Below are 20,696 nucleotides of genomic sequence, written 5' to 3'. Positions count from 1 at the left end.
CGCAACCCGATACGACAAGACCGCAGAGAGCTTCCTGGGCTTCGTCGACATCACGTCGATCCGCCTCTGGCTACGCCATTTGTCAACATGACCTAATGATTCCGGGGTGGCACAGTCACGACGGCGTATCGCCTGCACACAACTTTGACGCAATTCCCGGTGAGGGCACCCCCAAAGATTGCACGCCAAACGGATGCCATTGTGGAGTGGATCTTACCCGATGGTGTTTATCAAACCATGAAAGAGGCAGCAGGGCTTCTGATCCTCGCTGTGGTCCGGGCCAGGTGGTGCGGCATGAGCGAGCGTGGATTGTCGTCAATCCCGGTCGGCCTGATCGCGCGCTCTGCCCTATGGTTCCTGGTCCATCGGGTTGGCGGGATGCGTTGGCGCCGGACTAGTGCCCGACGGCCCGCGCGTGGGGGCATTCGTGACCCGCGCATTCCATCTCGAGCGTGACGTGGCCGATGCCGTGGACGCCCTCGATCTCGGCCTTGACGGCCTGCTTGATGGCGTCGGCCTCGCCCCATTCGCCGGCGGCGATGACGATGTGCGCCTCGAGCATGCGGCGGTGTTCGTCGAGCTGCCAGAGGTGGGCGTGGTGCATGCCCTTCACGCCGGGCACGGCCTCGGCGGTGGCGATGACGTGGTCGGGGGCAAGGTCCGGGGGGCTTCCCAGCATGAGGATGCGGATGACGCCGCCGATCTCGGTGAAGGCCATCCAGAGGATGTAGCCGGCGATGCCGAGGGTGGCGACGGGATCGACCCACATCCAGTCGAACCACATGATGAGCAGCCCCGCGACGATGACCGCGAGCGAGCCCATGGCGTCGGCGAGGTTGTGCAGGAAGGCCGCGCGGATGTTCACGCTGTCCTTCGACATGGCCCAGGTGAGCGCGGCGGTGGCGAGGTCGACGGCCAGCGCCACGGCGGCGATCACTATGATCAGCCAGCCGGTCACCGGCTCGGGCTCGATCAGGCGGAAGACGGCCTCGTAGAGCAGGTAGAGGCCGATGACGATCAGCGTGGTGAGGTTGATGAGCGCGGCCACAAGCTCGGCCCTTGCATAGCCGAAGGTCATGTCGTCGTCGGCGGGCCTGCGGGCGATGCGGCGGGCGGCGGCGGCGATGACGAGGCTGGCGGCGTCGGAGAAGTTGTGCAGCGCGTCGGCGATCATGGCGAGGCTGCCCGAGACGATGCCGCCGATCACCTGCGCGACGGTGAGCAGCATGTTCACGCCCACGGCGGCGGCGAGCTTGCCGTCCCCGCCCTCGGCGTCGTGGTGATGGTGGTGATGATGACCGTGCGGCATGGGGTCAGAGTTGGACCCTGCCCCGCGGGAAGGTCAAGGGGCGCGGAGTGTCGCGCCCCCCGGTTTCAAGGCTGCGGGATCACTCGAAGCCGTGCAGGTAGGCGATGACCGCCTCGATGTCAGCCTCGTCCCGCAGCCCGGCGAAGGCCATGCGGGTGCCGCGCACCGTGCCACGCGGGTCGGCGAGGAACTCGGCCAGGCGGTCGTCGTCCCAGGTGCCCTCCATGTCCTCCATCGCGCCGGAGTAGCGGAAGCCCTCGGCGGCGGCGATGTCACGCCCTAGGATGCCGTTGAGATGGGGGCCGACGCGGTTGGCCGCGCCCTCGCCCACCTGGTGGCAGGCCTTGCACTGGCGGAAGACCTTTTCGCCCTCGGCCACGAGCGCGGGATCGGGGCCGGCCTCGGGTTCGGGGTCGGAGGTCGCCTCGGGCGCAGTCTCCGGTTCGGGTTCCGGCACAGACGCGCTGGCGGCTTCGAACGCCCCTCCCGTGACAGGATTCACGTCGAAATCGTCCTCGGGTGTCACGTTCAGGCTGGTGGCGCGGCGGATGATCTCGACGCCGTCCTTGCAGGCTTCCATGCAGGGCTCGGCGCGCCACTTGGCGTATTCCGTTTCAGGGCGGTCATCGACGATGAAGCCGTCGGCGTTGGGCATCTCGACCTCGTCGAAGGTGTCTCGGCTGAGGGTGAAATCCTCTTCCACGATCCAGTTGGAATAGAGGATGTAGGCCGTGATGGCGTAAGTCTCGTCCGCGGTGAGGGTCTGCGCGTTGCCGAAGGGCATGGAGCGGTGAACGTAGTCCCAAGCGGTCGAGAGGTAGGGCCAGTAGCTGCCCACCGTCTTGACCGGGTCCTCGTCCGCGAGCGTGCCCTCGCCGCCCGCGAGCGCGGGCCAGTTGCCGACGCCCTCGGCAAAGTCGCCGTGGCAGGCGGCGCAGCGTTCGACGAAGAGCTCTTCGCCCGTGGCCACGTCGCCCGAGCCCTCGGGCAGGCCGGTGCCGTCGGGGCTCACGTCGAGATCCCAGGCGGCCAGTTCCTCGGGCAGCGCCTCGCGGCCGATGCCGAAGGTGGCGCTTTCGCCCGCCTCGTCTGCATGTGCGGCGGCGATCAGGCCGCTTTCGGGGGGTGGCGCGGGGCTGGCGGGTGCCGGATCAGGAAGCCGGCCCAGCAGCGGCGGGTCTTCCGGCATGGGCGCGATATTGCGCTCGGCGAGCATGACGGAGAGCGTCAGGGTGAGGCCGATGCCGAGCGCCGTGGCGGCGTAGATTTTAAGAGACTTCGACATTTTCCGCCTCCCCGCTGGTTTTCACGTGCCAGGTCTGGATGCCGTTGTTGTGGTAAACGGAGTTGAGGCCCCGCACCTCGCGCAGCTGGTCCTTGGTGGGCTGGACGTAGCCGGTGTCGTCCATGGCGCGGCTTTGCAGCAGCATCTCGGAGCCGTCCCAGTCAATGTCGAGGTAGAAGCGGCTGAGCGCCTTGGATTCGCCCTCGCGGGACAGCCGCGCGGTCTGCCAGCTGATGCCGCCATCGGTGGAGACATCGACGCGGCGGATCGCGCCGTGGCCGGACCACGCAAGCCCGGTGATGACCAGCGGGCCGGGGCCGTGGGTGATCGGGCTTTGCGGGCTGGGCGAGGTGATGACGGATTTCGCATCCATCACCCAGGTCCATTTGCGGGCGGTGCCGTCTGCAAGCACATCGGTGTACTTGCTGGTCTCCTCGCGGCTTTCCACGGGGCCGTCCATCACCTCGATCCGGCGGAGCCATTTGACCCACATGTTGCCCTCCCAGCCGGGGACCACGAGGCGCACGGGGTAGCCGTGTTCCTTGCGTAGCGCCTCGCCGTTGGCCTTGAAGGCGACGAGCACGTCGTCGAGCGCCTTTTCCATGGGGATGGAACGTCCGTTGGAGCTGGCATCCGCGCCCTCGACGAAGACCCACTTGTCAGAAAGGTCGCCGGCCGGGCCGAGACCGGCCTCTTGCAGGAGGGCGCGCAGGGGCACGCCAGTGTATTCCATGTTGTGGATCATGCCGTGGGTGAACTGCGCGCCGTTGAGCTGCGCACCGGCCCATTCCATGCCGCTGTTGGCAGCGCATTCGCAGAAGTAGACGTGGTTTTCGCGCGGGAAGCGTTCGAGGTCGGCGTAGGTGAAGACGAGCGGTTTATCGACGAGGCCGTTCACCATGAGGCGGTAGTCGGGCTTGGCTAGTTCGATCGCGCCGGAGTGGTGCCGCTCGAAGGCACAGCCCTGTGGCGTGATGGTGCCGTCGAGCGCGTGGATCGGCGTGAAGTTGATCGAGCTGATGGTATCGGCCGTCAGCCATTCCACGTTGCGGCGGATCACGTCGTGCTCGAACCGGATGGGCAGACCATAGGGCGTGGCGTCGACACCTTCGCCGAAGCCCCTGGCCCAGTCCTGCACCTCCGTGATGAGCGGGTCGGGTCCGTTCGCCCGCGCAGCCCCCGCCAGCCCGGCCCCGGCCCCGAGGGCCGCGGCGCTGGTCAGGAACGCGCGGCGGCTGGGGTGCCTGCCTTGCTCGTCTGCCATGTTTGCCTCCCTTCAAATCACGACATTCATCTATGTGAATGATATGATGAAAATTTTTTGGCGGGCGCCCTCAGGCGCCCTCCACCTCCACATCCGTGTTCACGTCGGTCCGGATCGTGCCCTGCTGCCGGATGTGGTTTTCCACCACGTCCCAGATCATCGGGCCCTCGGTCCCCTCGTTCACGCTGGCCCAGCCGGCGACCACGTAGGTCGCGGCGGGGTCGATGGGTTCGCCCGTCTCGAGCAGCACCATGTCCGAGATCCGGCTGCCCTGTTCGGCGCGCACGTCGATGCGGTAGCCGAGCCCCCCGGTGCGGACCATGTCGCCGCCCTGCTGGTAGTAGGGGTCGGGGTTGAAGATGTTGTCGGCCACGTCCTCGAGCACGACCTTGAGGAATTCGCCCGTCATCTCGTTCCGGTAGGCTTCGCCGTAGGACATGGAGGTGACGTTCCAGATGTCCTCGCGTGTGATCTTGTCGCCGGGGATCAGCGAGGGGCCCCAGCGCACGCCCGGCGACAGGGCGATCTGCGCGTCGCGTTCGGACATGAGCGCATCGCAGATGAGATCGTCCCAGGTGCCGTTGAAATTGCCACGGCGGTAGAGCGTGCCCTCGGTTTCGCCGATGACCTCGGTCAGCTGGTCGATATAGGGGGCGCGCTGTTCGTCGATGAGGCGCGTCATCTCGGGGTCGGGGGCGATCACGTCCGAGAAGATCGGGATGAGCTTGTGGCGGAAGCCCATCATCTGCCCGTCGCGCACGTCGAGATCCACGCGGCTGACGAACTTGCCGTTGGAGCCGGAGGCGATGAGGATCGTGTCGCCCACGAGCACGGGTTCGGGGAGCGCGTCGTGGGTGTGGCCGGTCAGGATCACGTCGATGCCCGAGACCTGGCCCGCCATCTTCTTGTCCACGTCGAAGCCGTTGTGGCTAAGGCAGACGACCAGTTCGGCGCCCTGGGCGCGGACCTCATCGACCATCTCCTGCATGTGGCGGTCGCGGATCCCGAAGGTGTAGTCCGGGAACATCCAGCCGGGGTTGGCGATGGGCAGGTAGGGGAAGGCCTGGCCGATGACGGCGATCTTCACGCCGCCGCGTTCGTAGAACTCGTAGGGTTTGAACCGCTCGGCGGGTTCGTCCCACATGGCGTCGAAGATGTTCTGGCCAAGCGCGTCAAAGGGCAGTCCCTCGACCAGTTCGCGCACGCGGTCCTGCCCGAGGGTGAATTCCCAGTGGAAGGTCATGGCGTCGGGCTTCAGCGCGTTCATGACGTTGACCATGTCCTGCCCTTGCGTGTGGTGGCAGGTGTAGGAGCCGTGCCAGGTGTCACCGCCGTCGAGCAGGAGCGCGTCGGGGCGGTCGGCGCGGATGGCGTTCACGACGGTGGCCACACGGTCCATGCCGCCGACGCGGCCGTAGGCCTGCGCCAGCGCCGCGAAATCCCCCGAAGTGAGCGCGTAGTGCGAGGGCGAGCCATCGTCGATCCCGTAGAGGCGGCGGAAGTCGGCGCCGGTGACATGGGGCACCTCGCCCCGGTTGGGGCCGACGCCGATGTTTACGGATGGCTCGCGGAAGTAGATCGGCTTGAGCTGCGCGTGGATGTCGGTGACGTGGATCAGCGAGACGTTCCCGAAGGTGTCGAATTCCAGGAGCTGATCCTGGGTGAGCGCCTGCTGCGCGGCGAGGCGGGACCAGTTGCCGAAGCCGCTTGCGCCCAGCGCCGCGGAGGCCGCCATGGAAACCTGCAGGAAGTCGCGTCTGGAGATCATGGGTCGCCTCTGCCTTTCCTCGCGCACGTCACAAATATGCGCATGTGTGAATTATTCAGGTCTGAAAGACCCCGCGCGGGAGGACCCGCGCGGGGCGCGATGGATCAGTTGCGGACCGACGGCGCCTCGACGCTGAGCCCGTTGCCGCGCGAGGCGACATAGAGTTCGAGCGCCACGAATTCGGGGCTGCCGGGCTGGAAGGTCTCGGCGCGGGTGTCGCGCACGCAGCCCTTGAAGCGGGCGTGGGTCGTGTTGAGCTTGGCGTTCTTCAGCCGGTAGACCGGAAAGCCGTTAGTCTGGCCTTGGCTCAGGTGGTCGGCACGGATGTAGTTGCCGTAGTTCTGCTCGTGGCAGGAGGCGCAGGCCAGTTCGAGCTGACCGTAGCGGGTGTAGTACATCTCCTTGCCCTGTTCCCATGTCTCGCGCACCGGGCCGTCGATGGCGACGTTCATGGGCATGCCGCGCGACTGGACCGAGATCAGCGCCTCCATGTTGGCCATTTCGCCGCTGGTGTAGCCGTAGGGTTCGGCGCCCATGCGCTCGGTCCGGCAGGCGTTGATCTGCTGGGCGAGCGTGCGGACTTCGCCCGCCTCCTCGTTCCACTTGGGATAGACGGCGCGGACGCCTTCCATGCTGTCCTCGGGGCTGTCGTGGCAGGAGGCGCAGCTTTTCTCCTCGGTGCCTTCGACGGTGTTCCAGGCGTCGTAGGCGGCGTCGACGAAGATCATGCCCTGGTTTTCGAAGTCGTCGGTCTGAAGTTGCTGGGTCTCGTCCGAGCGGAAGTGCCAGCCCGAGATGACCTGATCCAGCGCGCCCTCGAGATGGTCGGGCGCGTCGGCCTTGGTGGTCATCTCGATTTCGCCGTTGACGACGAGGGTGTCGTCGTCTGCACCGCCGGCGAGCGCGGGTGCCGCCAGCAGCGCGATCGCCGCCGTGAGTGCCATGCGTTTCATTATCGTTTCCTCCCTCTTGGCGAGGCTGCCGCGCGGGTCGGCGGCAGCCCGGCGGGCGATCAGCTCACCTCGATGGTTTGCGTGTCCTCGTAGACGGAGCCGTCGTCGTCATACCAGGTGAAGTGGAAGTCCCCGCTTTCGGGCACCTTGGCCTCGAACTCGAAGTAGGGGTTGGTCGAGATCGCCGGTTCCATCTTCACGTCGAGCACGTTCTCGCCGTTGAAGTCGACCACGAAGCGGTTGATGATCGACCGCGGGATCGTGTTGCCGTCGGAATCCTTGCGCTGGCCGGATTCCATTTGGTGACTGATGAGGGTCTTGATGGTGATGGTCTCGCCGGCGGATGCGCTGCGGGGGACCTTCACGCGGGGTCTGACACCAGATGCCATGTTCCTGTCTCCTGTTCTCTTAGCCGCCGCAGCCGCCGATGGTGACCTTCACGAGCGACGAGGTGCGCGCGAAGCTGCCGTCCGCCAGCTTGGCGATGGCGATCACGTCCTGCGTCTGGGCCAGGCGGATGCGGGTTGCGGCGCGGCTGGCACCTGCCAGCGGGCCGAAATTGAAGGTGGCGACCGGCGGCGTCGGGTTGCCCGCGGCCAGCACCATGATGGCGGAGGCGCCCTCGGCGGCGACCTCGATCGGAACGGTGTTGCCGTTCTCGGCGATCTCGGGCGCGATCAGGTCGACCCCGCCCTCGGCCACTTCGGCCCCGCCGGTGAACTCGTTGACGAAGTCCTCGACCGCGGCGTTGGCGCGGTAGGGCAGGACCGTCATCAGCGCGGCACCGGCCCCGAGGGCGAGCGTTTCGCGTCGTGTGAATTGCATGTCGTGCACTCCTGTTCTGGGGCTCAGGTGTCCTTGAGCGTCATGAGGAAGGCGACCAGGTCCTCGATCTCCTGCGCGCTCAGCAGCGGCGGGAGGGGTTCCTCGGCGGCCTTGCCGGTGAAGCCGTCACCCGGACGTATGAAGCCGGTGGTCTTGTAGAAAGAGGGCATCACGGTTTCGGGGAACGTGTTCTTGGCGTTTGCCACGATCCCGCGCAACTCGGCCGGCGTGCGGTATTCGCCGACGAAGTCGAGCATAGGCCCCACCTCGCCCTGGAAGGGCACGTCGAGGCCACTGACCTGGTGGCAGGACACGCAATTGCCCATGCTCTTGGTCGAAAACACCTCGCGGCCCCTGTCGGGATCGCCTGGATTGCCGCTGAGCGAGGTTTCTACGGCACCGTATTCGCCGTAGCTGACACTTGTGGGCTCGACCGGTTCAGCCGTTGCCGCGCTCGCGGCCAGCAGCGCCGCCGTGCAGATTGCTGTTCTTCTCATGTTTCCTCCCTAGGGCTTGCTGACCGCCGGGGGCCCTGCTTGCGCCTTCGACGTATACCGTAGGCCAGTCGGGGGTGTTCAGGCAACAACAAATTCATGGATTCGAATTGGTTGTTCCGAACCCCTGTCAGTCTGTCCGCCCGTTGTCGCGTTCCTGGATCCGTCGCGCATGGTAGCGCTGGAAGTCTTCTCCGTTGTCCATGTCATAGCGCTTTTCCGCCACCCATGTGAACATGTCGATGGTCGTGCCCTTGCCGAAAGCGCCCGGCATCGTCGCAACGGCGGCCTCGGCAGCGCTTTGATCCTCGGGCACCTCTTCTGGCATGAACACCAGCGTCGGCGTGAAAAGAATACGCCATTTCCGGGCCATGGCCTTTTCCGACAGCGCCTCGCCGTCGAAGTCCGTGACCTCGGTATCGCCGTGCAGGTTGAGCTGCACCACGAAGTAGTTTTCCTCAATGTAGTCCGAGACCTTCGGATCGCTGAAGACCTCTTCGTGCATCTGGCGGCAGTAGATGCAGCCCCGCTGTTCGAAGAAGAGCACGAGTCGCTTGTCCTCGGCGTTGGCCTCTTCGAGGTCCTCTTGTAGGTCCTTGAAGGTGGTCCGCATCCAGGGCTGCTTGTGCAGCCCGTCGTCGCCGATTTCCTGCGCCGCTGCGGGCAGCGTCATGAGGCCCGCGAGGGCCGCCGTGATCAGAAACTTCATGTGTCTTTCCTCCCCTGTCAGCTCAGCGAGGTCCACCCCGGGAAGGTGTCGAGCATCCACTGAGCGATGATGTTGACTGTATTTGTGGCAATGAGCAGCGCGAAGACGATGAGCATGACGCCCATGGCCTTTTCCGCGTACTGGAGTTTCGAGCGGTTGCGGGCCGACCACGAGAGGAACGGTCGCGCGAAGAAGGCGGCGACGATGAAGGGCGCGGTCATGCCGATCCCGTAGACCAGCAGCAGCAGCCCGCCGCGGGTGACGTCGCCCATGCCGCTGGCGATCATCAGGATCGAGGCGAGCGCCGGGCCGACGCAGGGCGTCCAGCCGAAGCCGAAGGCAAGGCCGGTGAGGTAGGCGCCCAGCAGGGTGCTGGGTTCCGCCGTGCTTTCGATGCGCGCCTCGCGGTAGAGGAGCGGCACGCGGATCACGCCGAGGAAGTGCAGCCCGAAGACGAAGAGCAGCGCCGCGGCGGCGTAGGAGAGCGGTTGCTGCCAGTCGGCGAAGGCGCGGCCGACGGCGGTGGCGCCCATGCCCAGCAGCACGAAGACCGTGGTCACGCCTGCTGCGAAAAGCACCGATGAGGTCACGAGGCGGCGGGCGGCGCCGGGCGGGATGTCGTCCTCGCCGCGCAGTTCGGTCATGGAGATGCCCGCCATGTAGGACAGGTAGAAGGGCACCATGGGCAGGATGCAGGGCGTGAAGAAGCTCAAAAGCCCCGCAAATGCCGCGCCTGCGAAAGAAATTTCGAGCAACCCGACCGCCTTTCCTTGATCAATTCACATATTCAGATTACGTAGTCCGATGCGTGACAGTCAATCGGTGCACCATGACACGTCTTCGTTTCTTTATCGCGGCCCTGCTGGCCGCACTCTTCGCGCTGCCGGTGGCAGGGGTTGCCTCGGACGTTCGACTCATCATGGTCGAGCAGCCGGGATGCGCCTACTGCGCCGCCTGGAACGACGAGATCGCCCCGGCCTACCCCAATACCGAGGAAGGCGCGTTTGCCCCGCTGGAACGCGCGGACCTGCATATGGGTCCACCGGACGGGGTCAGCTATGACCGTAAGGTGAATTTCACGCCGACCTTCATCCTTGTCGAGGACGGGGAAGAGATCGGCCGGCTGGAAGGTTACCCGGGGCAGGATTTCTTCTGGCCCCTTTTCACCAAGCTGCTCGAGGAGCGGACCGATTTCCGCCCCGGCGCTTGACGGAGACACGCCGATGCCCCTGCCTGCGCTGAGCGACGACATTTCCGAGGAAGAGCTCGACCGCATCGTCGAGAAGGCGACCGCGGCCTCGGCCTTTCTCAAGGCGATCAGCCACGAGGGACGGCTGATGATCCTGTGCCATCTCGTGACCGGCGAGAAGTCGGTGACGGAGCTCGAGACGCTGCTGTCGGCACGGCAGGCGGCGGTGAGCCAGCAGTTGTCGCGGCTGCGGCTGGAGGGGCTGGTGGTGCCACGGCGGGAGGGCAAGACGATCTACTACCGGCTCGCCGACGACCGCCCGCGCAAGATGCTGGAATGCGTCTACGAGCTGTTCTGCGCCGACGACCAGCCCTGAGGTCTCGGTCCGATCCCCGGCGCAGAAAATTCCGCGCCAGGTGATTGAAATCGCGTGCGCCGGATCGACATTCCGGCAAGGCGCGAAAGGAAATTCAGAAATGTTCGAAACTTGGGGCCCGCTGCTTGGCGGGATGATCCTGCTTATCGCGGGCGGCGACCTGCTGGTCAGGGGCGCGGTCAAGCTGGCCACCAGACTGGGCGTCTCGCCCCTGGTGATCGGGCTGACGCTGGTGGGCTTCGGCACCTCCACGCCCGAGCTTGTCACCTCCGTACAGGCCGGGCTTTCGGGGGCGCCGGGCATCGCTTACGGCAACGTCGTCGGCTCCAACATCGCCAACGTGCTGCTGATCGGTGGGGTGGCGGCGCTTCTGTTTCCGGTCGCGATGAGCTCCACCGCGCTGAAGCGGGACGGCGGGGTCATGATCGCCACCGCGCTGGTCTTCGTACTGGTCGCGCTGTTCCTGCCCGCCGGGCGGCTTGTGGGCGCGGTCTTCGTGGCGGCGCTGGCGGGCTACCTGTGGTTGGCGTTCCGGCAGGAGAGCGCCGGCAACGCGGGCCACGGCGCCGCAGCGGACAAGCAGAGCGCGCTTGAAGGCGCCGCGCCCGGGTTCGGCCGGGGTGGCGGTGGCGCGGGAGCGCTCCTCATCGCGCTGGCGGGGCTGGCCCTCGTCGTCTTCGGCGGGCGTTTCCTGGTAAGCGGTGCGGTATCGCTGGCCGAGGGGCTTGGCATTTCCGAGGCCGTGATCGGCCTGACCGTGGTGGCGGTGGGCACCTCCCTGCCCGAGCTTGTCACCTCGATCATCGCGGGGCTGAAGCGGCAGGGCGAGGTGGCCTTCGGCAATATCGTGGGTTCCAATATCTACAACGTCCTCGGCATCTCGGGCGCGACGGCGCTGATCGCGCCGGGGCCGGTGCCCGACCAGATCGCGCGCTTCGACGCGCCGCTGATGCTGGCGGTGACCATGCTGCTGGTGGCGCTGGCCGCCACCGGGCTGCGCATTTCCCGTGCCGAAGGCGCGCTGCTTCTCGCCGGCTACGCCGGGTATGTCTGGTGGATCTGGCCCTGAGCCCCGACTGACGCTTGCAAGGATGCGAATATTTCAGCAGACTGACCTGCACATACCGGGAAGGGAGGAGGCCCGGCCATGTTGCAGCTTCTCAGCGAGCATCATCTTGTCGCCCTGACGGGGCTGGCCGGCGGCGTGCTGCTTGGCCTTGCCGCTCGGATGGGGCGGTTCTGCACGCTCGGCGCGATCGAGGACGCGCTTTACGGCGGCTCCACGCTGCGGCTGCGCATGTGGGGCGTGGCACTTGGCGTGGCGATCTGCGGCAGCTTCGCGCTGGCCGCCGCCGGGCTGCTGCCGATGGAGGACGTGCATTACCTGTCGATCCGATGGCTGCCCGCGGCGTCCGTGCTGGGAGGGCTGATCTTCGGCTACGGCATGGCGCTGGCGGGGACCTGCGGTTTCGGCGCGGTGGCGCGGCTGGGCGGCGGGGATCTGCGCAGCTTCGTGATCGTGCTGGTCATGGCCGTCTCCACCTACGTCGTGCTGTCGGGGCCGCTGGCACCGCTGCGGGCCTGGGCCTTTCCGCAGGAGGCGCTGCTTCCGGGTGAGGCCGTGCCGGGCGTTGCGCACCGGATGTCCGACTTGACGGGCCTGCCGGTGACTGCGGTGGGCCTTGCCGTTGGCGGCGCTTTGCTGGCCGTCTCGCTGGCCTGCAGGGCGCTATGGACGCGGCCGATGCAGATCTTCTGGGCCGCTGCCGTGGGCCTCGGCGTGGTGATCGGCTGGGCGGGCACCGCTTACGTCGCACGCACCGGCTTTGCCGGGCTGTCGCCGGTGTCGCACAGCTTTGCCGCCCCGCTGGGGGACTCGGTGCTGTGGTGGATGACCGGCTCGGCCCGGCCTCTGTCCTTTGCCGTGGGGTCCGTTGCGGGCGTCTGGTGCGGCGCCTTCCTCGGCTCGCTCATCAAGGGCCACTTTCGTTGGGAAGCCTGCGAGGACCCGCGCGAGCTGCGCCGCCAGATCGTCGGCGCGGCGCTCATGGGCGGCGGCGCCGTCATCGCGGTGGGCTGTTCGGTCGGACAGGGGCTGTCGGCCTTTTCGCTGCTTGCCTTTTCGGGGCCGGTGACGCTGGCCGCGATCTTCGCAGGCGCGGCGCTGGGACTGCGCCAGCTGATCGCCGGGTTCCTGCCTGCCGAATAGCGGTTGCGGCGCGCAGCGCCTTTGGCCAGTGTCGCGCGGCACGCGAAGGCACGGGGCGGCATGTCATCTTCCATGAAAACCTGGGGGCAGGTTCTGCTGCTCTACGCCACAGGGCTCGGCGCCGCGGGGCAGTTCGCCAAGCTGTCGAGCGGGTTCGCCGGGCTGGAGAGTTTCTACGGTGAGGCGGCAGGGCAGCTCGGCTTTGCCGTGTCTCTGATCAGCTTCTTAGGCGTGGCGCTCGGGCTGGTCGCAGGCATGATCGTCGCGCGGATCGGATTTCGCCGGGTGCTTGTGGCGGGGCTGGTGCTTGGCGCCGTGCTGTCGGCCTTTCAGGCGACATTGCCCGCCATGCCGCTACTGATGCTGAGCCGCCTTGTCGAGGGCGCGGCGCATCTGGCCATCGTGGTTGCGGCCCCCACGCTGATCGCCGAGATCACCGGTGACCGCGAACGGCCCGTGGCCATGTCGCTCTGGAGCACCTTCTTCGGCACGGGGTTCGCCCTCTTCGCCTATTTCGTGACGCCGCTTGCGGAGGTTCACGGGCCCGCCCTGGCCCTCTGGCTTCACGCGGGCGTCATGGCGGTGCTGGCAGCTGTCGTGCCCTTTGTCCTGCCCCCGGCCCGGACGCATTCGGAGGAGCCGCTCGGGGTGCGCGAGATCGCGGCGCGGCATGTCGCGGTATACCGCTCGCCCTTCATCGCGGCGCCGGCTCTGGGGTGGCTGTGCTACACGCTGACCTTCGTGTCAGTCCTGACCTTGCTGCCGAGGCTCGCGCGCGATGCCGGCTGGCTGGCGACCGCCCTGCCCCTCGTCGGCATCGTCATGTCGCTGACGCTGGTGGCGGCCCTGCTGCGCCGTGTGCCCGCGGTGCCGGTGGTGATCGCGGGATTTGCGCTGGCCGCGCTCGGGGTGGCGGCGATCGCACTTGCCCCGGCAAGCCCCCTGCCCTGGATCGCGTTGTTTGCCGTGCTCTCGCTGGTCCAAGCGGGAAGCTTTGCCGCGATTCCGCAGCTCAACCGGGACCTCTCGGCGCGGGCGCTGTCGAACGGGGCGGTGGCGCAGATGGGCAACCTCGGCAACTTGGCCGGGACGCCCGTCCTGCTGGGTGTGCTGGCGCTGGGGGGCCTGCCCGGCGCGCTGACATTCCTCGGGGCCTGCTACGCCGGGGGCGTGGCACTGCACCTCTGGCTGGCGCGCCGCAGGCGGCTCAGCTGAACTCGTGCAGGCGCGCCACGTAGCGGGCAAGCGTGTCGATCTCGAGATTCACGTGGTCGCCGACCGAGGCCTTGCCCCATGTCGTGACCGCCTTGGTGTGCGGTATGAAGTTGATCCCGAATTCCAGGCCCTCGACCTCGTTCACCGTAAGCGAGGTTCCGTTGAGCGCGACCGAGCCCTTCTGCGCGATGAAACGGGCAAGGTCCTCGGGGGCGCGCAGGGTGACGCGGGTGCTGTCGCCCTCCTCGTGCATGCCGACGATCTCGGCCACGCCATCGACGTGGCCCGACACGATGTGGCCGCCAAGTTCGTCGCCTACCTTGAGCGCCCGCTCGAGGTTCACGCGGTGGTCGGTCGCCCATGTGTCGAGATTGCTGCGCGAGAGCGTCTCGGCACTGACGTCGACCTCGAACCAGTCCTGGCCAAGCGCGACCACCGTCAGGCAGACCCCGTCACAGGCGATGGAGGCGCCGATCTCGATGCTGTCGGTGTCGTAGGACGTGCCGATGCGCGCCCGCATGTCGCCGCGCCGCTCGATCCCGCGGAGGGTGCCCATATCGGAGATGATCCCGGTAAACATGTCCCGCCCTTTTCCGCCGGCCTGCCGGCCTGCCGGCCTGCCGGCTCAGATGTCGTGGAAGTGGGAAAACTACAAACCCCGCTTTCGCATACCCTTAGTTGCGCCCCCGGAGCGACGCAACACCCATGGCCCATGGTCTCCCGACCGTCCGAGATTGCGCGATTTCTGTGCATTGCGGCGGCCTTGCACCGCGGCGCCATGGCAACAGTCGGGGCTGCGGCGGGGCGCAGGGGCGCGCCGCGGTGGCATTTCGTCACTGCCCATGTATCCTTTCGGGTACAACACGACCGAGGCAGACAAGAACCAGGTCGAGGAGAGCGAGCAGTGAGTACCCCCCCGACCCGTTGGGCGCGGACGGTGGCGATCGTGGCCGCGATGTCGATTGTGGCATCGTGCGGTCTGCCGCGTCTCGGGCCCAGCAAGCGAGAGATCTACGCCGGGTCGATCCAACGGCAAGGCGATGCCTTTGTCGTGGCCGTGAACGACCGCGTGACGCGGGCCACGGCGGTGGCGCCCGCGCTTGGCTTTTCCGACGATTTCCTCCGTGCCGGCCCCCTGGGATCCGACACGATCCGGCCCGGCGACAGCCTGGGCCTGACCGTCTGGGAAAACGTCGACGACGGGTTGCTGTCACCCCCCGAGGCCAATGCCACCGTGCTCGAAGAAGTGCAGGTGGACGGCGCCGGTTTCATCTTCATCCCCTACGCCGGGCGCATCCGCGCCGCCGGCAATACGCCCGAGGCGCTGCGCCGGGTGATCACCGAGCGGCTTGCCGACCAGACGCCGGACCCGCAGGTGCAGGTCCGCCGGCTGTCGGGCGACGGCGCAACGGTCAGCCTTGTCGGTGCCGTGGGCGAGCAAGGGGTCTACCCGATCGAGCGGCCGACACGAACGCTTGCCACGATGCTGGCCGAAGCGGGCGGCATCACGATCTCGCCCGAGGTGGCGCAGGTCACGGTCATGCGGGGCGCCCGGCGCGACACGATCTGGTTCGAGGATCTCTACGACCACCCGGGTCTCGACATCGCGCTGCGCGGCGGCGACCGCATCCTTGTCGAACAGGACACCCGCGCCTTCACCGTGCTCGGCGCCACCGGGCGGCAGGCGCGCGTGCCATTCGAAACCCAGACGCTGAGCGCCATCGAGGCGCTGGCCACCGTCGGCGGCCTGCGGACGTCGGCGTCGGACCCGACGGGTGTCTTCGTCTTCCGCAACGAACCAGAGGCCATCGCCAACCAGGTGATGGGGCGCAACGACCTCTACGGGGCGCAGCGCATGGTCTACGTGTTGGACCTGACCGAGCCCACCGGCATGTTCGTGGCGCGCGATTTCGTCGTGCGCGACGGTGACACGCTCTACGTGACCGAGGCACCCTTCGCGCAGTGGAACAAGGTCATCGCCGCGCTGACCGGATCGCTGGGCGCGGTGGACAGGGTCACCAATTCGGCGCGGACGCTGGGCAGCGAATAGTCAACTTGGCCTAAACGAGGGACAGGCCGGCGCCGGGGAGGAGATGCCCCGGCGCCTTTTCCTTCGCGCCCACCTGGGCACACTACCGCAGCGTCGCCACCCGATGGCGGCGCTAACAGGACGCCACACAACGGGTTGTCGCGGAAGGCTTTTTCGCGCTCCGCTCACAGGCTTCCGCGGCGTCATAAACGCGGCGCACCAATTCCCTCAAAACACTGTTACGGAATGTATTTTAGCCGCGCGTGGTACGTCGCCAGACATGTCGGATGTCCACACCATCCACCGAGTTATCCACAAGCTCGAAACGCGGGGCTTCGGCCAGACGGTCGACGCCGAGCGCACCGATGGCAGGCTGCCCTTCGGCGCCCAGAGCCAGCCCCGCCGTGAAGACCTGCAGTTCGTCGACGAGGTCCGCCGAGAGAAGCGCCGCGGCAAGCTGACCGCCGCCTTCGCAGAAGACACGTGTCAGCCCCGCCTCTCCGAGCGCGCCGAGAACACCCGCCGGATCAAGACGACCCGCGCTGACCGGGCAGCTGAAAAGCCGCGCGCCGAGCCCCTCCCAGGCGCTGCGCCTTTCGCGCGGCGCGTCGCTTCCGTGGCAGAGCCAGAGCGGCACCTCGCCCGCCGTCATGGCGAGCTTGCCCATCAGGGGCACGTCGAGCAGCCGCGACACGACGATCCGCAGGGGCTGATGCCCCATGCCGAGGCCCCGCACGGTCAGCGAGGGGTCATCGGTGCGCGCGGTCCCTGCCCCGACCATCACTGCATCATGGCTGGCGCGCAGGGCGTGCACACTGCGGCGGGCCGCGGGCCCCGTGATCCACTGGCTTTCGCCGGTGGCCGTGGCGATGCGACCGTCGATGGTCATGGCGAGCTTAAGGGTCACGAAGGGCCGGCCCCGCCTTACCCGCAGGAAGAAACCTGCGTGATCGCGCGCGGCTTCCTCGGCGAGGACGCCGGTCTCGACCACGACCCCGGCCGCGCGCAGCCGATCAAAGCCACGCCCCGAGACCCGAGGATCGCTGTCACCGATCGGGGCCACAACGCGGGCAATGCCTGCCTTGATCAGCGCGTCGGCGCAGGGCGGCGTCTGACCGTGATGAGAGCAGGGTTCCAGCGTGACATAGGCGGTGGCGCCGCGGGCCGCCTCTCCGGCCATGGCCAGCGCCTGGGGTTCCGCATGCGGGCGACCGCCGGGGGCTGTGTGCCCGCGGCCGACCACACGGCCGTCGCGGACGATGACGCAGCCCACCGAAGGGTTGGGCCAGCAGCGCCCCATGCCCCGCCGGCCCAGCCGGAGGGCGTGGGCCATGTGGCGGGCGTCTTCGGAGGTCACTTCTCGACCGGCGCTCCCTGTGGGACCGGGCGAAGCTCGCTCACGAAGCGGTCGAAATCATCTGCGGCCTGGAAGTTCTTGTAAACGCTTGCAAAACGCACGTAGGCGACGGTGTCGATCCGGGCGAGCGTCTCCATCACGATCTCGCCGATCATCTTGGAGGGAATGTCGGTCTCGCCCATGCTTTCGAGCCTGCGGACGATGCCGGAGATCATCTGATCGACGCGTTCGGGTTCGATCGGGCGCTTCTGGAGCGCGATGCGGATCGAGCGTTCGAGCTTGTCGCGGTCGAAATCCTCGCGCCGGCCGCTGGACTTGATGACCACGAGGTCACGAAGCTGGACCCGTTCGTAAGTGGTGAAGCGACCGCCGCAGGCCGGGCAGAACCGCCGCCGCCGGATCGAAACGTGATCCTCGGCAGGGCGGGAATCCTTCACCTGCGTATCGATATTTCCGCAAAACGGGCAGCGCATTCCCGTCCCCCTTGATGCTAGCAGTCCGCCTCATCACGGGGTTGGCCCCCGCTTATCCACAGCCACTATAGGGGAGCCGCCATAATTTGGGTAGGGGTGAAATAACGCCGCTATATACGCGTCCGATCTACTCGCCATGCGCGGCGCGCATCTTTGCTTCGCGGTCCTTCATCCAGTCCATGATCTCTTCGGGCCCCGGGTCCGCGCGTTCGATCCAGTCCATTCCCTGCTTCATTTCCTTCATGAGGTCGTCATCGGACATCATGTCGAGCGCGCGCGCCGGGTCATTCCATCGCGGACCGCCAAGATAGACGGCGGCGAACATGACCTTGGCGATACGCGGTGGCGTGCCCGCGGTGAGCAGCGCGTCGTAGAACATGCGGTGGACCTCTTCCCAGGGCCGGCTCTGGTAGGTCGGGAGCGCCTCGTTCCCGATGCCGCAGTAGGCGTCGTGCAACGCCGCCGCGAGCAGGTACTCGCGGCGCTGCCGGTCACCCACGAGCGGCGCGAAAAGCGGCGGGATCGAGGCCCCGTCGGTAAGCGTGTCGGGGGGCACGATCCAGCGCCGCCCGCTGCCGTCGACGAAGCTGATCTCTTCAAGCGTGGGCAGGAAGGCCCCCTGCCGGTTGCCGATGTAGACGGGCGTGCCCGAGACGCGCAGGGGCGTGCCTTCGAACCGGCAGACCTCGCTGCCCGCGCCTTGCGGGCAGGTCACCCTGCCCTCGGACTGTTGGCGCAGCTGCTCGATCCCGGCGAGTGTCGCCGCCGCGGCCAGAAGCGCCGAGATCATCACGCCAATCGCGCGACCCGAAACGAGCTTGAGGCTTGCGCCGCCACTATGCATTGGTCGAAATCCCTTAACCGCAGGCAGCATGCGGCGAATCCTGACGTCGGGGCAAGTCCGGTTTCACATCTCACACGGCGAAATGCGCGGCGACCGTGCGGCGATGCGGTGCGGAGCGATGCTCCACAAGGTAGATCCCCTGCCAAGTCCCGAGCCGCATGCGCCCGCTTTCCACCGGGATCTGGAGCGAAACCGGCAGCAGCGCGGACTTGATATGGGCGGGCATGTCGTCCGGCCCCTCGAGCACGTGCGTCAGGTAGGACATCGACGGATCGCTAGCCGGCGGCACGAGGCGGTCGAGATAGGCCATGAGATCGGTGCGCACGTCAGGATCGGCGTTTTCCTGGATCAACAGCGAGGCCGAGGTGTGACGCACCATGAGGGTGAGAAGGCCGTCGCGCCCGTCGAGCCAATCGGCCACTTCGCGGGTGAACTCGTAGAGGCCCGGGCCCAGCGTCTCGATCGTGAAAGTGGTCTGCATGTCATCCTTTCCCCTGGTCGCGGGCAACTCCGGCGGGGGGCCCGCGTTGTCCCCCGAGACACATCACTACTGTGAGGGTACATGACCGATAAACCCAAGACCCTGTTCATCACCGGCGCATCCACCGGGATTGGCGCGGAAACCGCCCGCGCCGCGGTTAAGGCGGGGTGGAACGTGGGGCTCTTCGCCCGCTCCGCCGACAAGCTCAACGACCTCGCGGCCGAGTTCGGCGACAAGGCGCTGGCGCTGCCCGGCGACGCGACCTCGCTCGACGACCAGACCGGCGCACTGGAAATGCTGGCCGAGAAGTTCGGCGGAGTCGACGCCGTCTTTGCCAATGCCGGCATGGGCCTGTCGACCTCGGGCACGGACGAGGGCCAGCCCGATGAGTGGCGCAAGATGATCGAGCTGAATGTGCTCGGGGTCCTCTGGACGACCAAGGCCGCGACGCCGCACCTGAAGAAGACCGGCGGCCATCTGCTGCTGACCGGGTCGGCCGCCGGGCGCCGGCACATCAAGGGATCGGTCTACGGGGCCTCCAAGTGGTTCGTGCACGGCTACGGCGGAAACCTCGCCGAGGAGATGCGCGAATGGGGCGGGCGCTGCACCGTCATCGCGCCCGGCATGGTCGATACGCCCTTCTTCGATGAAGGCAAGCCCGACAAGCTCAAACCCGAGGACATTGCCGAGGCGGTGATGTACGCGCTGCACGCCAACAAGCGCGCGAACGTTCAGGAAGTCTTCGTGATGCCGACGGGCTGATCCTGTCGCGATGCGCCCTGCCACCTCATGCCGGCGGCGGGGCGCCCTTCCGGAAGCCCCACCCAACGCCAAGTTGCGCGAGAAGGGCAAACTTTTAACGAGTTGGCGGCAGTCCGGAGGCTACCAAGCGGCGTGGCATAATTCCCATCTTTCTTTTTCAGATTCCACTTTGACTCGACTTCACCCTGCCATCTTTTACTGATCTGACAACCGCTTAGAGGAGAATCATTCTCCCGCAGGTACGGCTCAAACAGGCATTTGCAGTCATGAACCCGATACTCGTCACCGGAGCGAGCGGAGAGCTCGGCCGCTGCATCCTCAAGGAACTTTCGAAATTCTCGCCAGACGGAGAGGTCTTTGGCCTCGTCCGGACGCCGGGCGACGCGCAGGCGCTGAGCGCTGCGGGCCTTCTGTCGCGCATCGGCAGCTGTGACGACCCGGCAAGCCTCAGGGTGGCACTGGAAGGCGTCGGTCGCCTGTTGCTCGTATCGCCGGAAGCGCCCGTGCTGCGCGCCGGACGCAATGCGAGGGTGATCGCCGCCGCCCGTGAGGCCGGCGTGACCTACATCACCTACATCTCGTTCCTGAATGCCGACCGTTCGCCGCTGCGCATCGCGGCGGCTCATGCCGAGACAGAGGCCATGCTGGCGCAATCGGGTATTCACCACGCGATCCTGCGCACAGGCTGGTTCCTGGAGAACCTGACTTGCCGGTTGCAAAAGGACCTTGCCTCGGGTCGACATCCGGGCACATCGGGCAAGGGCAGGCTCTCGCTGGCATCGCGCAGCGACTACGCGGCCGCGGCGGCGGTGACGATCCTCAACTCCGAATTCGCGGGACAGGTCTACGAGCTGGCCGGCGACAGCGCGATCAGCCGCGAAGAGTACACCGACCTTCTGTCAGAGCTTTCCGGGCGCGAGGTGAAGTATCGCCATCTGACCCGAAAGGAATACGGCAAGTTCCTGAGGAAGGGCGGCATGACGCCCGAGACCTCGGAGCTTTTCGCCGACTGCGAAGCGGGGGCCCGAAAGGGATGGCTGCGGTCCGACACGGGTCACCTTTCGCGTCTGATCGGTCGGCCGACACGCACGGCCGAAGAACTGCTGCGCATCGAACTGGCCAAATGAAAAGGGCCGCACAATGGTGCGGCCCCT

Annotated in this window: 23 protein-coding genes and 1 pseudogene; 9 read left to right on the top strand and 15 right to left on the bottom strand. The window is 66.9% G+C overall.

All coding sequences use genetic code 11. The features are described from left to right. Positions 1 to 91 (top strand): annotated as a pseudogene (locus C8N44_RS01690) (IS5/IS1182 family transposase); the annotation flags it as partial. A gap of 303 nt (positions 92 to 394) precedes the next feature. Here C8N44_RS01690 and C8N44_RS01685 read toward each other — a convergent pair. The 10 genes from C8N44_RS01685 to C8N44_RS01640 form a co-directional block, all read right to left on the bottom strand. Beyond that, entirely contained in the window at positions 395 to 1,309 is a 915-nt protein-coding gene (locus C8N44_RS01685) for a cation diffusion facilitator family transporter (RefSeq protein WP_107974414.1), read from the bottom strand. Between the two features lie 79 nt (positions 1,310 to 1,388). Then, positions 1,389 to 2,594 (bottom strand): c-type cytochrome, encoded by a 1,206-nt coding sequence (locus tag C8N44_RS01680; protein WP_107974413.1) that lies wholly within the window; start codon positions 2,592 to 2,594, stop codon positions 1,389 to 1,391. Continuing rightward, entirely contained in the window at positions 2,578 to 3,858 is a 1,281-nt protein-coding gene (soxC, locus tag C8N44_RS01675; protein WP_107974412.1) for a sulfite dehydrogenase, read from the bottom strand. Before soxC ends, C8N44_RS01680 begins: the two co-directional genes overlap by 17 nt. Before the next feature lie 70 nt (positions 3,859 to 3,928). After that, positions 3,929 to 5,626, bottom strand: a complete 1,698-nt coding sequence (gene soxB / locus C8N44_RS01670) for a thiosulfohydrolase SoxB (RefSeq protein WP_107974411.1) — start codon at positions 5,624 to 5,626, stop codon at positions 3,929 to 3,931. Between the two features lie 104 nt (positions 5,627 to 5,730). Next, entirely contained in the window at positions 5,731 to 6,579 is an 849-nt protein-coding gene (soxA, locus tag C8N44_RS01665) for a sulfur oxidation c-type cytochrome SoxA (RefSeq protein WP_107974410.1), read from the bottom strand. A 59-nt stretch (positions 6,580 to 6,638) separates the two neighbouring features. Next, on the bottom strand, positions 6,639 to 6,968 hold the full coding sequence (soxZ, locus tag C8N44_RS01660; RefSeq protein WP_107974409.1) for a thiosulfate oxidation carrier complex protein SoxZ: 330 nt from the start codon (positions 6,966 to 6,968) through the stop codon (positions 6,639 to 6,641). Between the two features lie 19 nt (positions 6,969 to 6,987). Then, on the bottom strand, positions 6,988 to 7,404 hold the full coding sequence (gene soxY / locus C8N44_RS01655) for a thiosulfate oxidation carrier protein SoxY (RefSeq protein WP_107974408.1): 417 nt from the start codon (positions 7,402 to 7,404) through the stop codon (positions 6,988 to 6,990). A 23-nt stretch (positions 7,405 to 7,427) separates the two neighbouring features. Continuing rightward, entirely contained in the window at positions 7,428 to 7,901 is a 474-nt protein-coding gene (gene soxX, locus C8N44_RS01650) for a sulfur oxidation c-type cytochrome SoxX (protein WP_107974407.1), read from the bottom strand. Between the two features lie 127 nt (positions 7,902 to 8,028). Further along, a complete protein-coding gene (locus tag C8N44_RS01645; RefSeq protein ID WP_107974406.1) occupies positions 8,029 to 8,607 on the bottom strand; it encodes a thioredoxin family protein in 579 nt (192 codons plus the stop codon). A 17-nt stretch (positions 8,608 to 8,624) separates the two neighbouring features. Next, positions 8,625 to 9,362 (bottom strand): cytochrome c biogenesis CcdA family protein, encoded by a 738-nt coding sequence (locus tag C8N44_RS01640; RefSeq protein ID WP_107974405.1) that lies wholly within the window; start codon positions 9,360 to 9,362, stop codon positions 8,625 to 8,627. Between the two features lie 74 nt (positions 9,363 to 9,436). Between C8N44_RS01640 and C8N44_RS01635 the strand changes: the two genes are divergently transcribed. The 5 genes from C8N44_RS01635 to C8N44_RS01615 all read left to right on the top strand — a co-directional run bounded on the left by C8N44_RS01635 (position 9,437) and on the right by C8N44_RS01615 (position 13,596). After that, on the top strand, positions 9,437 to 9,817 hold the full coding sequence (locus C8N44_RS01635) for a thioredoxin domain-containing protein (RefSeq protein ID WP_107974404.1): 381 nt from the start codon (positions 9,437 to 9,439) through the stop codon (positions 9,815 to 9,817). Positions 9,818 to 9,830: 13 nt separating this feature from the next. After that, positions 9,831 to 10,172, top strand: a complete 342-nt coding sequence (locus C8N44_RS01630) for an ArsR/SmtB family transcription factor (protein WP_107974403.1) — start codon at positions 9,831 to 9,833, stop codon at positions 10,170 to 10,172. Between the two features lie 100 nt (positions 10,173 to 10,272). Further along, positions 10,273 to 11,241, top strand: a complete 969-nt coding sequence (locus C8N44_RS01625) for a calcium/sodium antiporter (protein ID WP_107974402.1) — start codon at positions 10,273 to 10,275, stop codon at positions 11,239 to 11,241. 78 nt (positions 11,242 to 11,319) lie between these two features. Then, complete coding sequence (locus C8N44_RS01620; protein ID WP_107974401.1) at positions 11,320 to 12,381, top strand: YeeE/YedE family protein; 1,062 nt, start codon at positions 11,320 to 11,322, stop codon at positions 12,379 to 12,381. 72 nt (positions 12,382 to 12,453) lie between these two features. Next, positions 12,454 to 13,596: an MFS transporter gene (locus C8N44_RS01615; protein WP_245412985.1), complete on the top strand. Its 1,143-nt coding sequence runs from the start codon at positions 12,454 to 12,456 to the stop codon at positions 13,594 to 13,596. Here C8N44_RS01615 and C8N44_RS01610 read toward each other — a convergent pair. Next, positions 13,589 to 14,176 carry a riboflavin synthase gene (locus C8N44_RS01610; protein WP_107974399.1) on the bottom strand — a complete coding sequence of 196 codons (588 nt, stop codon included), beginning with the start codon at positions 14,174 to 14,176 and terminating at the stop codon, positions 13,589 to 13,591. The two genes, C8N44_RS01615 and C8N44_RS01610, sit on opposite strands and share 8 nt — an antisense overlap. Before the next feature lie 375 nt (positions 14,177 to 14,551). On the opposite strand from C8N44_RS01610, the gene C8N44_RS01605 reads away from it, so the two are divergent. Then, positions 14,552 to 15,646, top strand: a complete 1,095-nt coding sequence (locus tag C8N44_RS01605; RefSeq protein WP_107974440.1) for a polysaccharide biosynthesis/export family protein — start codon at positions 14,552 to 14,554, stop codon at positions 15,644 to 15,646. A gap of 232 nt (positions 15,647 to 15,878) precedes the next feature. Here the strand turns inward: C8N44_RS01605 and ribD are convergent, their stop codons facing one another. From ribD to C8N44_RS01585, 4 genes are all read right to left on the bottom strand, one after another. After that, a complete protein-coding gene (gene ribD / locus C8N44_RS01600; RefSeq protein WP_280514069.1) occupies positions 15,879 to 16,982 on the bottom strand; it encodes a bifunctional diaminohydroxyphosphoribosylaminopyrimidine deaminase/5-amino-6-(5-phosphoribosylamino)uracil reductase RibD in 1,104 nt (367 codons plus the stop codon). Beyond that, on the bottom strand, positions 16,979 to 17,455 hold the full coding sequence (gene nrdR / locus C8N44_RS01595; RefSeq protein WP_107974397.1) for a transcriptional regulator NrdR: 477 nt from the start codon (positions 17,453 to 17,455) through the stop codon (positions 16,979 to 16,981). Before nrdR ends, ribD begins: the two co-directional genes overlap by 4 nt. A 127-nt stretch (positions 17,456 to 17,582) precedes the next feature. After that, positions 17,583 to 18,299 carry a DUF1353 domain-containing protein gene (locus C8N44_RS01590; RefSeq protein ID WP_158273979.1) on the bottom strand — a complete coding sequence of 239 codons (717 nt, stop codon included), beginning with the start codon at positions 18,297 to 18,299 and terminating at the stop codon, positions 17,583 to 17,585. Between the two features lie 70 nt (positions 18,300 to 18,369). Next, on the bottom strand, positions 18,370 to 18,780 hold the full coding sequence (locus C8N44_RS01585) for a secondary thiamine-phosphate synthase enzyme YjbQ (RefSeq protein WP_107974395.1): 411 nt from the start codon (positions 18,778 to 18,780) through the stop codon (positions 18,370 to 18,372). A gap of 81 nt (positions 18,781 to 18,861) precedes the next feature. On the opposite strand from C8N44_RS01585, the gene C8N44_RS01580 reads away from it, so the two are divergent. Next, on the top strand, positions 18,862 to 19,542 hold the full coding sequence (locus C8N44_RS01580) for an SDR family oxidoreductase (protein ID WP_107974394.1): 681 nt from the start codon (positions 18,862 to 18,864) through the stop codon (positions 19,540 to 19,542). 266 nt (positions 19,543 to 19,808) lie between these two features. Then, complete coding sequence (locus C8N44_RS01575) at positions 19,809 to 20,669, top strand: NAD(P)H-binding protein (protein WP_107974393.1); 861 nt, start codon at positions 19,809 to 19,811, stop codon at positions 20,667 to 20,669. The last annotated feature ends 27 nt before the right edge of the window (positions 20,670 to 20,696 follow it).

Source organism: Allosediminivita pacifica (assembly GCF_003054175.1).
Classification (GTDB): Bacteria; Pseudomonadota; Alphaproteobacteria; order Rhodobacterales; family Rhodobacteraceae; genus Allosediminivita; species Allosediminivita pacifica.
Note: the sequence above shows the minus strand (reverse complement) of the source record. Positions and strands in the feature narration are given on the sequence as shown.

Coding starts and splice junctions, on each gene's coding strand:
- C8N44_RS01625 (WP_107974402.1), top strand. CDS start 10,273: ATGTTCGAAACTTGGGGCCCGCTGCTTGGCGGGATGATCCTGCTTATC.
- C8N44_RS01610 (WP_107974399.1), bottom strand. CDS start 14,176: ATGTTTACCGGGATCATCTCCGATATGGGCACCCTCCGCGGGATCGAG.
- soxC (WP_107974412.1), bottom strand. CDS start 3,858: ATGGCAGACGAGCAAGGCAGGCACCCCAGCCGCCGCGCGTTCCTGACC.
- C8N44_RS01585 (WP_107974395.1), bottom strand. CDS start 18,780: ATGCAGACCACTTTCACGATCGAGACGCTGGGCCCGGGCCTCTACGAG.
- C8N44_RS01635 (WP_107974404.1), top strand. CDS start 9,437: ATGACACGTCTTCGTTTCTTTATCGCGGCCCTGCTGGCCGCACTCTTC.
- soxX (WP_107974407.1), bottom strand. CDS start 7,901: ATGAGAAGAACAGCAATCTGCACGGCGGCGCTGCTGGCCGCGAGCGCG.
- C8N44_RS01575 (WP_107974393.1), top strand. CDS start 19,809: ATGAACCCGATACTCGTCACCGGAGCGAGCGGAGAGCTCGGCCGCTGC.
- soxZ (WP_107974409.1), bottom strand. CDS start 6,968: ATGGCATCTGGTGTCAGACCCCGCGTGAAGGTCCCCCGCAGCGCATCC.
- soxA (WP_107974410.1), bottom strand. CDS start 6,579: ATGAAACGCATGGCACTCACGGCGGCGATCGCGCTGCTGGCGGCACCC.
- nrdR (WP_107974397.1), bottom strand. CDS start 17,455: ATGCGCTGCCCGTTTTGCGGAAATATCGATACGCAGGTGAAGGATTCC.
- C8N44_RS01615 (WP_245412985.1), top strand. CDS start 12,454: ATGAAAACCTGGGGGCAGGTTCTGCTGCTCTACGCCACAGGGCTCGGC.
- C8N44_RS01685 (WP_107974414.1), bottom strand. CDS start 1,309: ATGCCGCACGGTCATCATCACCACCATCACCACGACGCCGAGGGCGGG.
- C8N44_RS01630 (WP_107974403.1), top strand. CDS start 9,831: ATGCCCCTGCCTGCGCTGAGCGACGACATTTCCGAGGAAGAGCTCGAC.
- soxB (WP_107974411.1), bottom strand. CDS start 5,626: ATGATCTCCAGACGCGACTTCCTGCAGGTTTCCATGGCGGCCTCCGCG.
- C8N44_RS01645 (WP_107974406.1), bottom strand. CDS start 8,607: ATGAAGTTTCTGATCACGGCGGCCCTCGCGGGCCTCATGACGCTGCCC.
- C8N44_RS01580 (WP_107974394.1), top strand. CDS start 18,862: ATGACCGATAAACCCAAGACCCTGTTCATCACCGGCGCATCCACCGGG.
- C8N44_RS01590 (WP_158273979.1), bottom strand. CDS start 18,299: ATGCATAGTGGCGGCGCAAGCCTCAAGCTCGTTTCGGGTCGCGCGATT.
- C8N44_RS01680 (WP_107974413.1), bottom strand. CDS start 2,594: ATGTCGAAGTCTCTTAAAATCTACGCCGCCACGGCGCTCGGCATCGGC.
- C8N44_RS01605 (WP_107974440.1), top strand. CDS start 14,552: ATGTCGATTGTGGCATCGTGCGGTCTGCCGCGTCTCGGGCCCAGCAAG.
- C8N44_RS01620 (WP_107974401.1), top strand. CDS start 11,320: ATGTTGCAGCTTCTCAGCGAGCATCATCTTGTCGCCCTGACGGGGCTG.
- soxY (WP_107974408.1), bottom strand. CDS start 7,404: ATGCAATTCACACGACGCGAAACGCTCGCCCTCGGGGCCGGTGCCGCG.